The following is a 14,078-nucleotide window of genomic DNA, read 5'->3' as shown; positions in this document are numbered from 1 at the left end:
GGCGTCGCGGATCCGGTCGGCCGTGAACCGGTACTCTCTGCGCGCGCGCCTGTTGTTCCTCGCCGCGGCGCTGCTCACCATCGGCCTGCTGGCCAACGGGCTCTTCGTGAGCAGTGCGCTGAAAGGACATCTGATGGAGCAGGCCGACACCCGGATCAAGAACACCGCGGAGGTCTGCGCCCGGCCCTTCGTCGCCACCCTGGAAATCCCGCAGGCCCAGAAACTCACGGCACAGTGGAATCAGTTCAACAATCCGGTGGTCGTCTACGTGAACGATCAGGGCGAAGTCCTGCGCAGGCTGCCCCCCAACCTGACACCGCCCGGTGGTGGCCCCAAGCTGCCCGCTCTCGACGCTCGGTCCCTCGACGTGAGGCGGGGCGAACCGTTCACCGCCGACTCCCTGGACGGGTCTGGTCGCTGGCGTGCCGTCGCGGTGCCCTACAGATCGTCCGCCACTCTCCCGGGCAGCGGCGTCGAGGCACCCAGCAAGGTGGTCGTGGCTGCGTCGCTCAGCCAGGTGGACGACGCCGTGAGCCGGATCCGGACCTTCTCGGTCACCGGAGGCAGCGTCCTGGTCTGCCTCCTCACGCTGGTCGGCTGGCTCGCCGTACGCTCCGGCCTCCGCCCGCTGACCCGCATCGAGGAGACCGCGGCGGCAATCGCTCATGGCGACTTCTCCCGCCGCGTTCCGACACTGGCCGGACCTCGTACCGAAACGGGCCGGCTCACGGAGTCACTCAACGGGATGCTCGTCCAGATCGAGACTGCTTTCCAGGCCAGGGCGGAGGCCGAGGGGCGGATGCGTCGCTTCGTGGCCGATGCCAGTCATGAAATGCGTACTCCACTGGTCGGTATCAAGGGTTACACGGACCTGTACCGCATGGGCGCCCTCCCGACTCGGCAGAACGTCGACGAGACCATGGAACGGATCGCCCGCGAGTCCGAGCGACTGGGCCGGCTCGTCGAGGACATGCTGCTGCTCGCGGTGCTCGACGAGAGCACCTCCCTCGCGCGGCCCTGGCCCGCCGGCGCGCCGAGTCCGTATCCACTGGACCCGGCGCCCATGGATCTGCGCACCCTCGCCGTCGATGCGCTCCACGACATACGGGCGATGGCTCCGGCCAGGTCCGTGCACCTGACCGGCCCGGACGCAGGCAAGGCCACATTGGCCCCCGCTCTGGCGGACGAGGCGCGTCTGCGTCAGGTGGTCAGCAACCTGGTCGGCAACGCGCTGCACCACACACCGCCCGACAGCGGCATCCGTGTCGGCGTCGGCTCGCTGGACGGCCACGCCGTCATCGAGATCGAGGACTCGGGCCCGGGCCTGACGGCGGATGAGAAGGAGCGGGTCTTCGAGCGCTTCTACCGCGCGGACAACTCGCGCAGCCGCGCGGCAGGCGGGGGCTCCGGACTCGGCCTCGCCATCGCCCACGCACTCGTCACCGCGCACGGCGGCCGCATAGAGTTGCGGTCGGAACCCGGCGAAGGGTGCTGCTTCCGAGTCTTGCTGCCACGGCTTCGCATCGAGACCTGACTCCGTCGGCCGAATGGTCCGGACACACCGCCGACGGCGATATCCGCCGGTGCCGAGCCCAGCGGCGGTGATTTCCTTACAGCGTGGGCGGATTCAGTCTTCCGTACGCGGGTCGGAACCGTCCCGTACGATGCGGAAGCCGCAGTTGCCGACGGAGGAATCCGGGGTGTTGGCCGAACGGGCGGCGACACGGTACCGATTGCAGTAGGACCGGTGGCACAAGTAGGAGCCACCACGGATCACCCTGGTGTTGCCACTGGACGGGCCCTGCGGCGCGCGCAGCGGGGAATGGGCGTAGTACGCCGGTGAGTACCAGTCCCCGCACCACTCCCAGACGTTGCCGGCCATCTCGTACAGTCCGAAGTCGTTCGGAGGGAAGGACCGCACGGGGGCCGTGGTCAAGAAGCCGTCCCTCAGGGTGTTGTGGGTCGGGAAGGTGCCGTGCCAGATGTTGCAGCGGTCCTCTCCGTCCGGGGCCAGCTCATCCCCCCACGGGTAGCGCGAGCCACCGCGTCCCCCGCGCGCCGCGTACTCCCATTCCGCCTCGCTGGGCAGCCGGGCCCCGGCCCAATGGCAGTACGACACCGCGTCGTGCCACGACACATGAACGACGGGGTGGTCGGGGACGTCCTCCCAGCGGGAACGCCTGCCACCCGGGTGCGCCCAGTCCGCGCCCTCCACGTTGAGCCACCAGGAGGCCCCGGCCGCACGGCCGAGGACGTCGTGTGCGCGGGCGCGCAGCGCGAGGTGGAACACCGCGGACGAGCCGTATCGTTCGGCATCCGTGCGGTAGTCCGTCTCCGCCACGAACTCCGCGAACTCCGCGTTGGTGACCGCGGTGGCCCCGATGGCGAACGGGTCCAGCAGCACCGTGTGCACCGGGGACTCGCCGTCGGAGGCGTAGCCCTCGCCGAACGCGTCCCCCATCCGGAACCTGCCTCCTTCGAGGTGCACCAACCCCCGATCCGGCTCCGCGCCCGAGGCGTCCACGACGGGCCTGCCCGCGGCGACCAGGTCAGCCGGCTCACGGCCGGGCCCGCAGCACACACCCACACCGTCTCCTCTCCCCGGCGGCGTAACCCCGCATCGGCGCACAGTGATGAATGTATACGCCATTGACTGACGTGGCGACAGGCTGGCGTCAGCCTGCTCGCGACCCGGCGCGAGCGCGCCCGGTGCCCGGGTCTGCCGGAAGTCCCGGGGACGTTCCAGGTGCGATGACCTCTTCGGGACAGCGTGGTCACGGATCGGCCGGAGAGTTCGGCGCGGAGCCGGTGCGCCGTTCGCGCGGGCCTGACCCAGGGGAGCGGCGACCATGTGCTGCGGCACCAGTCCCAGCCGAGCCGTCGTGAGTCACCCCCTTGATCACGATGGCCCGTGCGGCACAGAGTGCGATCAGTGAAGTCATCGGGGGAGTGTCGCATCAACGGCTCTGGCCTGTAGCCTGTGGTGACAGAACGTCATCGCCGATGTGCCTGGTCCGAGTTCCGAGGAGAGCAGTCGGCGACGCACGGTCGAGCGGGACGGACACGGTATCGACGGTCGCGGCACCCGTGCTGGTCTGGGAGTGTCGCTGCCGGCCACGGCGACTACCTACCGTCACCACCGCATGTGAGACAGGGCCGATTACCGCACGGAGCCCGTGATCACCGGGGGTTGTGTGGACTCCTGAAGATCGTGCGGTGGCCGCAGGTCATAGCGTAGATCCTGGGTCAGCTCGGCCGGTGGCTTGTGTCGGCTGACCTTTCACAGACATCGTTCCCGACAGCCGTGCGGACGTCCTTGCCGGCTGCCGGGCCGGAGGTTCGCGGGAGCGTTGGTGAGAAGGCCAGGAGGAGTTGCCCGGTGGTGGGGTGGGTGAGGTGCGCGCATTCGACATGGAAGATGTCCCGGACCAGCTCAGGGGTGAGTACGTCCGCTGGAGGTCCGCCCGCGACGATACGGCCTGCTTTGAGGACGTAGACGCGGTCGCAGTAGGTGGCGGCGAAGTTGAGGTCGTGTAGCACGCACAGGGTTGTGCGTTCGAGTGTCCGGACGAGTTCGAGGAGGTCGAGGGCGGCGTGGATGTCGAGGTGGTTGGTCGGTTCGTCAAGCAGGAGAAGTGGACTGTTCTGCGCGATCGCGCGGGCGACCAGGACGCGTTGCTTCTCGCCGCCGGACAGGGTGCCGATCTGTCGCGATCGGTAGTCGAGAAGATTCACACGTGCGAGGGCATCCGTGACGGCGGCTCGGTCGGCCGGACCGGTCCGATCGAACGGTCCCTGCCAGGGCGCACGCCCCAGCGCCACGATGTCTTCGACGGTGAAGTCGAAATCGGTGACCGGTTCCTGGTGCACGAGTGCGGCACGGCGCGCGATCTGTCGCTGGCTGAGGGATCGCACATCGTCTCCCCCGAGCACGACATGGCCGGCGATGGGATCAACGGCGCGGAAGACGGTGCGCAGCAGCGTGGTCTTGCCGCTGCCGTTGGGACCGACGAGCCCGACACGCTCGCCGTCGCGCACCTCCAAGTCGCAGTCAGAGGTGATCGGCACTCCGCCGAGTTCGACGCTGACACCAGTGAGTTGGAGCCGTGTCATCGCTCGGCCCCCTGACGGCGGAGCAACCACAGGAACAGCGGCGCGCCGAGAACGGACGTGACGATCCCGATCGGCAACTCCTCGGGGCTGATGACGATGCGGCACAGCAGGTCGACGGCGATGAGATAGATCGCGCCGACAAGTACGGCGATCGGCAGCACCCGGCGGTGATCGGGGCCGACGATGAGCCGGACGAAGTGAGGGATGACCAGTCCCACGAACCCGATGCCTCCGACGAGGGCGACGAGCACGCCTGTCACGAGCGACGTGCTGACCAGGAACATCCACCGGAGCCGGTGCACGGCGAAGCCGAGGGAGAGCGCGGCATCGTCACCGAGCGCCATGGCGTTCAGGGCGCGGCCTTGGACGAGGAGGTAGACGCAGCCGATCAGCACGACCGCGGTGGGAATCGCGAGATTCGACCACTTGGCCTGCCCGAGTGAGCCAAGCAGCCAGAACATCACCGATCGTGTCTTCTCGGGATCGTCGGAACGGAAGATCACGAAGCTGGTCAATCCGGTGAACAGATACGACAGCGTGACTCCGGCCAGGACCAGGCGAGGGGGTGCGTATCGCCCGTCCCGTTGCCCGAGCGAGAGCACGGCGACGGTTGCGATGAGCGCCCCGACGAACGCGGCCGTCGAGGTCGGCAGACCTGCGAGGACGGCCATGCCGAACGTGATGGTGATCGAGGCCATGAGGCCCGCACCGGCCGAGACGCCGAGAACGTAGGGGTCGGCGAGCGGGTTGCGCACGGTGGCCTGCAAGACCGCGCCGACGAGCGCCAGACCTGCCCCCACGGCGACGGCGAGCAGCACACGGGGAACGCGCAGATTCCAGACGATCTGATCGTCGACACCGCCGACATGTGGCGAGTCGCCGACGAGGCGGTGCCAGATCACGTCGACCACGGTTGTCAGCTCGATGCTCACCGACCCGAACGCGATCCCGAACGCCGCCGTCGCCACCAGCACCGCACACAGTGCGGGGACGACGATCCAGAGCGGGACCGCTCGCCGCTGCTCGGGCGCCGGGCGTTGATCCTCGACCGCTGTCGTCGTGTCGCCTGCCGCGCGTCCAGCGGTGTCACTGACCGGCACCGGGCCGGAACGTGGACTCACCTGTCGCTCCTACTCGAAGGCTTCGGGGTGCAGGAAGCGAGCGAACTCCTCGACCTGATACACCGGGCGGACACCGGTCCTGGCAGCGGTGTCGGGGCTCACGAGGTGAATCCGGTTGTTCTTCACCGCATCCGTGGTCGGGAAAGCCTGCCGGATGTAGTCCACGGGATCATCGACGGGAGCGTTGGGGAAGAACAGGATCGCCTCGGGGTTCGCGGCGGTGATCTCTTCCTTGCTCATGATGGAGAACGGCCTGCTGGGGTCGTTGAAGAGGTTCTTCCCTCCGGCACGCTCGACGATGTCGACGTCCAGCCCGCTGTGGAAGACCCACAGGTCCGATCCGATCAACGTGACGTAGGACACGCCGACGGGCTCCTTGCCGTCGACTCGCTTGGCGACGTCATCGAGCCGCTGCCGCAGACGATCGATGAGTTCCTGTGCGCCGTCCGAGGCTCCCATCAGCACACCGAAGTTCTCGATCTCGGCGAAGGTGTCGGTGACTTCGGCGTTCACCGGCTTGGCGTCGCAGCCACTGGCCACGACATAGGTGGCGATGCCTGCCTCGTCCAGTTGCTCGATCGAAGGGGTGCCCTCCTCGCCGTTCAGGGTCCGCCCCTGCTCGGCGATCACGAGATCAGGCTGCAGCGCGAGCAACGCCTCACGACCCGGAAGCGCGTCTCCGATGTCCGGGAGTTCGCCGAGTCGAGCGGCGAACTCCGGTGCCGGATCGGCGAACACCCTGACGACTCCGGTGACACGATCCCCGACGCCTATCTCGAACAGCGTATCGACCGACCCCGCCCCGATGACGACCACGCTTTTGGCCGGGGCGTCAAGACTCACTGTGCGACCGCAGGACTGGACTTCGACCGCGCCCTCTCCAGACGGTGCGGTGGCCTCGTTCGACGGGCCTCCACCGTCGGCGCCGCAACCGACCGTCGCGGCCATGATGCCCGACGCCACGAGAGCGAGCACGCCTCTTCGCCGACAGCGACGAGACGGGACAGGGAATTGCACAGGCATGGGTTACCTACTGAGAGTCGGGGTTGGTCGGGACGGGGTTGTGGATGGATGACGGTCCGCTGATCAGCGTCCCCGGATCGCGGGAATGACCCGTGTGCCGAGCAGTTCGACGGCGTCGGCGACGCGAGGAGTGGAAAGGCTCGCCAGGTCGATGCCCGCCTGATCCGCGAGACGCGCCAGATCGGGTGTCCGCCGCGTCTGGTGCCGGAGGGAGACTCACCGGTCTCGCGGTCCGGCACCGGATCGCCGGACGTCAAGACTCCGATCTCCACACCTCTGTTGTGTTCACGATGCTGTCGTTCCGATGCGCCAGTACCGCGCCCGTTCGTACTGCCGACTGATGCGCGCGAACGTGCCGCCGGTGAGCAACAGCTCCGCGGGCGCACCGGTCTCCGCGACTCGGCCCGCTTCGAGTGACACCACATGGTCGGCCGCCGCCAGGGTCGCGGGGCGGTGGGCGATCACGATGACGGTGCGATCGGGGTCGGCGCCGAGGTTGGCGATGGCCTGGGTGATCGCGGCTTCGTTCTCGGGATCGAGCGCGGAGCCGGCTTCATCGACGAGCACGATCCGTGCCCGTTTGAGCATGGCGCGGGCGATCGCGACGCGCTGGCGTTCACCACCGGACAGTTGGGCGCCGGCCTCGCCCACGCGGGTGTTCCAGCCGCCGGGGAGGCGTTCGATCACCTCGTCGAGGCGGGCCGCACCGGCCACGTCATGGAGTTCGGCCCATGTTGCGTCGGGTCGGGCGAGACGCAGGTTGTTCTCGATGGTGTCATCGAAGAGGTAGACGTCCTGGAAGACGATGGCGATCTCATCGAGCAGGGCGTCCGGATCGAGGTCGCGGACATCGGTGCCGCCGATGCGCACTGCTCCCGCGTCGACATCGAAGAATCGAGCGATGAGCCGGGTCACCGTGGTCTTCCCCGAGCCCGAAGGACCGACCAGTGCGGTGGTGGTGCCCGGTCGGCAGGCCATCGAGACGTCCCGCAAGGCAGGGGCGTCACCACCGGGGTAGGTGAAGGTGACATCGGTGAACTCGACGACGGGCTTGTCGATCCCGCGCACCGGGTCGGCCGGCACAGGCAGCGCGGGGGTGGCGAGGAACTCCTCGATACGGGCGATCTTGTTCGTCATCGCTCGCAGGGCGCCGATGAGGTCGATGAGGTTGCCGAGCGGTTGCAGGAACCGGGCGGCCAGCATGAGCAGCGCGATCGCCTCGGCGACCTCGACGCGTTCGCCGAGCATGAGTCCGGCGACCAGCGCGAGCACGGCGACGAACCCGGCCGCGACCACGCCGGTGTAGACGAAGAACGGGCGGCGGGCGCGCGCCATGCCGTCTCGGTACGTTTCGCGGTGGTCGACCAGCGCGGCGTGCATCCGGGGCGTGCCCTCGGCGTGGCCGGCGGCGCGCAGGACGGGCTGGGCTTGGCCGAGTTCGATCGCTCGGCCGGCGACGTCGGCGGATGCGCGCTCCAGTTCGATCTCGGCCTCGGCGGCGACTCGTGCGGCACGTCGCAGCACCCAGGAGGCCACCAGCGCGATCACACACAGCAGCAGCGCCACCCGCCAATCGACGGCGAACGTGATGACCACGGCTGTCGCAGGCAGCAGTGTCGAGGTGATCACCGGCTGCCCGATCGTCACCGCCAAGTGCGCCGCGTCGCCCACGTCCGCGGTCACTCCCCGCGCGAGGCGCGCTTTGTGTTCGGCGGTGAACCACCCCAGCGGCAGCGTGCTCGCCCTGCGCATCAACCGTCGGCGCAACTGGGCCGCGAGCGCACCGCCCGCGGCGTAGCCCACCGGGTCGGCGATGATGCTCAGCACCCCATAGGCGATCGCGCCGACGGCGCCGAGTACCAGCCACGGCGTGGCGGCGGCGAGGTCGGGCTCGGGGCGCACCACAGCGTTCAGGATCGGGACGAGCAGACCGAGCAGCAGACCTTGCAGGACCGCCTGCACCGCGGTCAGCGACCACAGACGGGCCAGCAGCCGCGGATCGGGCCACAGATGGTAGAGCCGGCGGATCATGTGGGGATTCCTTCCTGCGCGGCCCACATCCGGGCGTACAAGCCGTCGCGTGCGAGCAGTTCGTCGTGGCGGCCCCGCTCGACCAGCCGACCGTTGTCGAGTACGAGAATCTGGGCGGCCCCGACGATCGTGTGCAGCCGGTGGGCGATCACGATCACCGTCTTGCCGACCGCCAGGCGTGCCAGCGCCTCCTGGACCGCCGTCTCGCTGTCGGGGTCAAGTGCCGCGGTCGCCTCGTCCAGGACGACGATCGGTGCTCCGGACAGGATCGCCCGCGCGATCGTCAGCCGCTGGCGCTCGCCGCCGGACAGACCGCCCCCGCCTCCGTCGAGCGGCGTGTCGTACCCGTCGGGCAGAGCCTCGATCACGTCGTGGATGTGCGCGGCTACCGCGGCCTGACGGACATCTTCGTCGGTGGCTCCGGGCCTTCCGATGCGGATGTTCTCGGCCACACTGTCGCGCAGCAGCGCGACGTCCTGGAACACCAGCGACATCGACGCCAGCAGGTCGGCCGAGCCGATCGCGCGCACGTCGACGCCGCCGATCCGGACCGCGCCGTCGGTCACGTCGTAGAAGCGCGGCAGCAGGCTCGCCAGGGTCGTCTTGCCTGCGCCCGACGGCCCCACGATCGCGGTCACCGTGCCCGGCGGGCAGACTGCGCTGACACCCTCGACCGCACGGGTCACCCCGTCGTAGGAGAACGAGACGCGATCGAACTCGACGCCGTGACCGCGTGGCGCTTGCGGGCTCTCGGGTTCCGGCAGCGGCGGGCGGGACAGCAGCCGCTCGATGCCGGCCGCGCCCATCCGGCCCTTGCGCACCCCTTGGGCGGCGGACACGGCCGGGAGGATCGAGGTCGGCAGCCCGACCGAGACGACCAGGAACGCCACCAGGTCCGCCACGGTGAGAGACCCGTGGGCGATGAACGCCAGCCCCGCGGCCGTCACGGCGGTGAGCACCGCCATCTCCGAACCGAGCAGCCGTGTGGCCGCCGAGCTGTAACGCACCTCGGCGACCCACGCCGCGAACGCCTCGGCGTACTCGTCCACAGCGTCGTCGAAGCGGCGCAGCACGCGACCTCCGGTGCCGAACGCCTTGACCACCTGGATGCCGTCGGCGTACTCCACACTCGCGGCGCTGATCCGCCGCTCCGCGGCGATCAGCCGGTTCACATGAGTCGTCATCGACCGCATCGAGACGCGGTAGCAGACCCCCATCAGCCCCATCACGCCCAGCACGATCAACGCCATCGAGACGTCCACGAAGAACAGATAGGCACCCGAGACGGTGATCACCGTGACCGCTCCGGTCAGTTGGCCCAGGGCGTGGGCGATGACCTCGTGCATCTCCTCCAGGTCGCCGGTCATCGCCCGCTTCACCCGACCCGAGCCCGAAGCCCGGAACCATCCCAACGGCAACGCGCCGAGATGGCGCACGATCCGCACACGCAGGGCGTGCAGGATCGCCGCGTCCGCGTAGTGCCCCAACCGGGAGGACTGAACCAGCAGCACCAGCCACAGGCCCGCGCCAACGGCTCCGATGCCCACCCAGGACCAGACCGCCGTGGTGGCGTCCGAGGGATCATCGAGCATGATCCGCGCGATCTCGGCCGCGGCGATGTACGGCACGATCCCCGCCGCCGCGGAGAGCGCCGACAACAGGCCGCACACGATCAGGTGCGACCGGATGGGAGCGAACAGTCGAGCCAGAGCCCCGGGCTCGGCGAGCCCGACCGGCTCCTCGGTTTCCGCGGAGGACTCCATCGCGGACGTGGAATCCGCGCGTGTGTCCGCTGTCGTACTCACCTCTGGGCTCCTTCTGTGAAATGCCGCCGTCGCCGCTGGACCGCGGCCGGACTCCCGCGTCCTCGTCACCACGAAGCTCGGAGGTACTTAGGTATGCCTAACTACGCGCTTCAATCTTGAGTCTTAAAGGGGACTTGATGTCAAATGGACTCATGAGCGATCCACTCGGCGTTTCGATCGGCAAGGCGGCGGCCCTCTACGACATGGCGCCGTCGACGCTGCGATGGTGGGAGTCCCAGCGAGTACTTCCCCAGCCGCCGCGGATCAACGGGCGGCGGCTCTACACCGAGACGGAACTGCGCCGCGTCGGCCTCGCCTATCTGTGCTGCGTGACCGGTGTCATGCCCCTCGAACAGGCCGCCGTCGTGACCTCCGGCAGCCGAAACGACCGGTGGAGGAGCATCGTGAAGCGCCACGTCGGGTTGATCGAGGAGAAGATCGACGAGCTGAAGAGTGCTCATGAGTATCTGATGCATCTATTGGAGTGCCCAGACGACGACATCGTGGAGGAGTGCCCGTGGCTCGACGGCGAGCTGATGAGTCACACGCCGCGCGGGCGTGTCACGACACGGGGACTGGTCGCCGCGGCACAGTCGATCCCTCGTCGCACCGCGACACCCCGAGACCGTGACGAAACCGCGGCACCGCGTGATGAAACAGACGCCGCACCGAGTCGATGCATCGTCTGCGCGGACCCGCTCTCCCAGCCGACGACAGGCCGACGCCGCCGCTACTGTTCACGGGCCTGCCAGCAGCGGCACTACCGACAGAAGGCACGCCGGCCTTCGGCATAGCCGTGCAACGGGTCTGTCGGGTCGGCTCAAGTTCTTCAGATATCGCCCAGCGCGTACGCGTGAAGATGGTCGGGTACCCGGGGATATCTCCACCTGGGCTCCCGCAGATCCGTAGAGGGGAGTCTCCCGTCAGCTCTTGTCGCTCTGGACACTTGACGGCCGGTTTCACCCAGATCCAGTGCGCGAAGTACCGGCCCGCGCCCGCCACGCCGGGCCAGCAGGCTTGACGCGGCCTCCTCCGGCGTCGGGCCTGCGGACGTGGCAGGCATCTGCGGTGCCAGACCCGGCCACGCCCGGCCACTGCTCGAAGGGCGGCCCGGGATCGTGCGGCCACGGCTCGATGCCTTCAGGTACCGGGGCAGGGGTCGGGTCCGTCCAGGCGGGCAGCCTTGTGCGGCGGTACTCGGCGAAGTCCGTGGCCAGCACCTCCTCCAGGCGGACGGCGTCGACATCGTCCAGTCCGAGCGGTTCTCCGATGGCGTCGGGTCGGTACGGGAGCGGAACCAGGCCGCGTGCTCTTTGCTTGCTCAGGAGGACAGGCCACACGCGTGCGGGGCCGGAATGCACGAACCGGCCGGGAGGAAGGCCGCTGGGCAGGGTAAACGACATGGCCGCACCGTAGACCGGGGCACCGTCGCCTGGTGTCAGCGGTGTGTCCGGCCTCGTCGGACCGCCGAACGCGATCGTCAGGGGTGCGATCTCGTCCAGTTCGCTCGGCTCGACGATCACGTACGCGTCGCCGGTGTCGTACGCCTTGGCGATGTCCTCCGGTGGCACTTCTTCGTTGGTGCGCTCGTTGACGCGTCTGTTGCGCATCCGGTCGGTGGGGTCGCGCTGGAGCTGGTGGAAAACGGAGTGACGCCCGGCAGGAGGCTGGTCGTGGAGATCTCGGGCACCGGCTGGCGGCTGATCGCCTGGCAGTCGACCCGCCGTCAGCAGATCAACGCCGGCCTGCTCCCTGCGTCGGGCGTCCAGCATGCGTGGGGGCTACTTTGCCTGGAAGCCGCCGTCGATGTTGAGGATCGCGCCGGCGACGAAGGAGGACTCGTCGGACAGGAGCCAGTGGATGCCCGCGGCGACCTCCTGGGGCAGGCCCATGCGGCCGATCGGATGCATCGCGGTGATGATGTCCTCGTCGTACTGACCGAGCGAGATGGCGTTGGCGATGATGTCGGTCTTGATCGCGCCGGGGGCGACCGCGTTCACGCGAACGCCCTGGGAGGAGTACTCCAGGCCCGCGGTCTTGGTCAGGCCGACGACCGCGTGCTTGGTGGCCGCGTACGGGCCGCTCCACGGGATGCCGTTGAGGCCGGCGATGGAGGCCAGGTTGACGATGGTGCCCCCGTGGCCGTCGGCGAGCATCTCCTGGATCTCGCGCTGCAGGCACAGGAACAGGCCCATCACGTTCGTGGACAGCATCTCCTGGAACCTCACCGGGTCGGCGTCGGCGATCGCGGCGGTCTCGTGGGCCAGACCGGCGTTGTTGACCGCGTGGTCCAGGCGGCCGTAGTCGGCCAGGACCGAGTCGAACAGGGCCTTGATGCTCTCCGGCGAGTCCATGTCCGCCACCACGAACGAGGCACTGCCGCCGTCCTTGGTCAGCTCCTCGACCGCCCGCGCACCCACGTCCGCACGTCGCCCGCTCAGGACGACATGCACGCCGTCCGCGACCAGCAGCCGCGCGGTCTCCTTGCCGATGCCCGTAGCACCGCCGGTGATGACTGCAACCTTCTTGTCGCTCTTGTTGCTGCTCATGATGTGGATCTCCTCTGGGAATCGCTTACGCACGTCCAGTCCCGACCCCTTAACGGACCGGCGGTCTCTTGAGATGAAACATAAAAGACCGTCGGTCTAATGTCAACAGACCGACGGTCTGTAGGATGGGGTGATGGCAACCTTTCAACGTGCTCGCAGCGATGAGCAGCGGGAGATCCGCCGGCAGGCGATCCTGGACACCACGGCCGCGATGCTCGACGAGATGCCGGTCGCCGAGGTCAGCCTCAACGAGCTGAGCCGACGCGTCGGCCTGGCCAAATCCAACGTGCTGCGCTACTTCGAATCGCGCGAGGCCATCCTGCTGGAGCTGCTGGACAGCGCGTGGAAACAGTGGACGGCCGAACTGCCCGACCGGCTCGCCGCCGGAATCGACCCCGACCACCCGGTGGGCCGGCGTGGCGACGCATTCGCGGCCGTGTTCACCCACTCCCTTGCGGAGCACCGGGTGCTGTGCGACCTGCTCAGCGCGCAGGCCGGTGTCCTGGAGCACAACGTGTCCGCGGAGGTCGCCGCCCGGTACAAGAAAGCGGCCATCGGCAATGTCGTCGCGCTGGGCGATCTGGCGCGACAGTACCTGCCCGAACTGGGCGACGGGGCGGAGCGGCTCAGCGCGCAGGTCTACATGGTGGCCGGCGCCGTCTGGACCCACGCCCGGCCCTCCCCCGGCATGCTCGCCGCCTACGACACGGACCCGTCCCTGGCCGCGCTACGCATGGACTTCACCTCCTCTCTGCGGGGGATGGTGGCGACCCTCATCGCCGGCACCCTCGCCGGTACGGCGTAGGCGTCGGGAAGCTCGGCCAGGTCCGGGGCGGCAGTCCACCGACAAGAACATCGGTCAGCGGGCGACTTCCTGGTTTGTCAGCACCAGTAGGGCCCGCACCAGCGCGGTCGCCCACGTCAGATCCGTGCGGACCTTGCCCAGAACCCTCCGGTTCGCCGTCCCCCAGGAGGGCCGCCGGACCCCGGCGTCGGACCAGATCACCTACACCTACGACAGCCTCGGCCGCCTCATCGGCGACCGGACCACCGACGTCGTCGACGGTTCCGCCGGATCGTCCGACGTCGCTTCCCTCTCCTACGGCTACGACCTCGACGACCGCCTCACCACGAAGAACACCACCGGCACCGCCGGAGCCGCGGCCCGCACCTGGTGAGCGGCCGTGATCCGCTCCAGCTCCCACGCCCTCCCAGGCTCTCCCGGCACACCGGCCCGGCGACGGATCGTGGGAGCAGTTCGCAAGCGCAGCGGAACCCGAGGACGGCCCCGAACGACATGCCGGACGGTCTTCGCCGTGGACACCGGCCGACGGCTGGCGCGAGCAGCTCTCCCAACCCTCACATCAGACCTGTGATCAGCAACTTCACCATGCGCACCACTGAATGTTGCGTCCGATCTTCACATGATGCATCAA

General features: G+C 68.7%; 12 protein-coding genes. 4 read left to right on the top strand and 8 right to left on the bottom strand.

Going from position 1 to position 14,078, the window contains the following annotated elements; genetic code table 11:
* Positions 1-22: 22 nt before the first annotated feature.
* Positions 23-1,534, top strand: coding sequence for a sensor histidine kinase (locus tag ACWEFL_RS18595; RefSeq protein ID WP_451713528.1), 1,512 nt, complete (start codon positions 23-25; stop codon positions 1,532-1,534).
* Between the two features lie 93 nt (positions 1,535-1,627).
* On the opposite strand, the gene ACWEFL_RS18590 is transcribed toward ACWEFL_RS18595, so the two are convergent.
* From ACWEFL_RS18590 to ACWEFL_RS18565, 6 genes are all read right to left on the bottom strand, one after another.
* A complete protein-coding gene (locus ACWEFL_RS18590) occupies positions 1,628-2,650 on the bottom strand; it encodes a formylglycine-generating enzyme family protein (protein ID WP_451713526.1) in 1,023 nt (340 codons plus the stop codon).
* Between the two features lie 596 nt (positions 2,651-3,246).
* Positions 3,247-4,113: an ABC transporter ATP-binding protein gene (locus tag ACWEFL_RS18585; RefSeq protein WP_451713524.1), complete on the bottom strand. Its 867-nt coding sequence runs from the start codon at positions 4,111-4,113 to the stop codon at positions 3,247-3,249.
* Complete coding sequence (locus tag ACWEFL_RS18580; RefSeq protein WP_451713522.1) at positions 4,110-5,234, bottom strand: FecCD family ABC transporter permease; 1,125 nt, start codon at positions 5,232-5,234, stop codon at positions 4,110-4,112. Before ACWEFL_RS18580 ends, ACWEFL_RS18585 begins: the two co-directional genes overlap by 4 nt.
* A 9-nt stretch (positions 5,235-5,243) precedes the next feature.
* A complete protein-coding gene (locus tag ACWEFL_RS18575) occupies positions 5,244-6,077 on the bottom strand; it encodes an ABC transporter substrate-binding protein (RefSeq protein ID WP_451713519.1) in 834 nt (277 codons plus the stop codon).
* A gap of 465 nt (positions 6,078-6,542) precedes the next feature.
* Positions 6,543-8,288 carry an ABC transporter ATP-binding protein gene (locus ACWEFL_RS18570; protein ID WP_451713516.1) on the bottom strand — a complete coding sequence of 582 codons (1,746 nt, stop codon included), beginning with the start codon at positions 8,286-8,288 and terminating at the stop codon, positions 6,543-6,545.
* Entirely contained in the window at positions 8,285-10,093 is a 1,809-nt protein-coding gene (locus tag ACWEFL_RS18565; RefSeq protein ID WP_451713513.1) for an ABC transporter ATP-binding protein, read from the bottom strand. Before ACWEFL_RS18565 ends, ACWEFL_RS18570 begins: the two co-directional genes overlap by 4 nt.
* 152 nt (positions 10,094-10,245) lie before the next feature.
* On the opposite strand from ACWEFL_RS18565, the gene ACWEFL_RS18560 reads away from it, so the two are divergent.
* Entirely contained in the window at positions 10,246-10,887 is a 642-nt protein-coding gene (locus ACWEFL_RS18560; protein ID WP_451713511.1) for a MerR family transcriptional regulator, read from the top strand.
* A gap of 165 nt (positions 10,888-11,052) precedes the next feature.
* On the opposite strand, the gene ACWEFL_RS18555 is transcribed toward ACWEFL_RS18560, so the two are convergent.
* A complete protein-coding gene (locus ACWEFL_RS18555) occupies positions 11,053-11,865 on the bottom strand; it encodes a Ku protein (protein ID WP_451713508.1) in 813 nt (270 codons plus the stop codon).
* Positions 11,866-11,874: 9 nt separating this feature from the next.
* Positions 11,875-12,642, bottom strand: coding sequence for an SDR family NAD(P)-dependent oxidoreductase (locus ACWEFL_RS18550; protein WP_451713506.1), 768 nt, complete (start codon positions 12,640-12,642; stop codon positions 11,875-11,877).
* Between the two features lie 133 nt (positions 12,643-12,775).
* Here ACWEFL_RS18550 and ACWEFL_RS18545 point away from each other — a divergent pair, with 133 nt between their 5' ends.
* Positions 12,776-13,447 (top strand): TetR family transcriptional regulator, encoded by a 672-nt coding sequence (locus ACWEFL_RS18545; protein WP_451713503.1) that lies wholly within the window; start codon positions 12,776-12,778, stop codon positions 13,445-13,447.
* 133 nt (positions 13,448-13,580) lie between these two features.
* Complete coding sequence (locus ACWEFL_RS18540) at positions 13,581-13,820, top strand: hypothetical protein (RefSeq protein ID WP_451713500.1); 240 nt, start codon at positions 13,581-13,583, stop codon at positions 13,818-13,820.
* Positions 13,821-14,078 lie beyond the last annotated feature (258 nt).

This window comes from Streptomyces sp. NPDC004838, from assembly GCF_053600955.1.
Note: the sequence above shows the minus strand (reverse complement) of the source record. Positions and strands in the feature narration are given on the sequence as shown.

Excerpts from the sequence above, each read along its gene's own strand:
- ACWEFL_RS18590 (WP_451713526.1), bottom strand. The coding sequence starts at position 2,650 with ATGGCGTATACATTCATCACTGTGCGCCGATGCGGGGTTACGCCGCCG.
- ACWEFL_RS18585 (WP_451713524.1), bottom strand. The coding sequence starts at position 4,113 with ATGACACGGCTCCAACTCACTGGTGTCAGCGTCGAACTCGGCGGAGTG.
- ACWEFL_RS18570 (WP_451713516.1), bottom strand. The coding sequence starts at position 8,288 with ATGATCCGCCGGCTCTACCATCTGTGGCCCGATCCGCGGCTGCTGGCC.
- ACWEFL_RS18560 (WP_451713511.1), top strand. The coding sequence starts at position 10,246 with ATGAGCGATCCACTCGGCGTTTCGATCGGCAAGGCGGCGGCCCTCTAC.
- ACWEFL_RS18555 (WP_451713508.1), bottom strand. The coding sequence starts at position 11,865 with ATGCTGGACGCCCGACGCAGGGAGCAGGCCGGCGTTGATCTGCTGACG.
- ACWEFL_RS18550 (WP_451713506.1), bottom strand. The coding sequence starts at position 12,642 with ATGAGCAGCAACAAGAGCGACAAGAAGGTTGCAGTCATCACCGGCGGT.
- ACWEFL_RS18545 (WP_451713503.1), top strand. The coding sequence starts at position 12,776 with ATGGCAACCTTTCAACGTGCTCGCAGCGATGAGCAGCGGGAGATCCGC.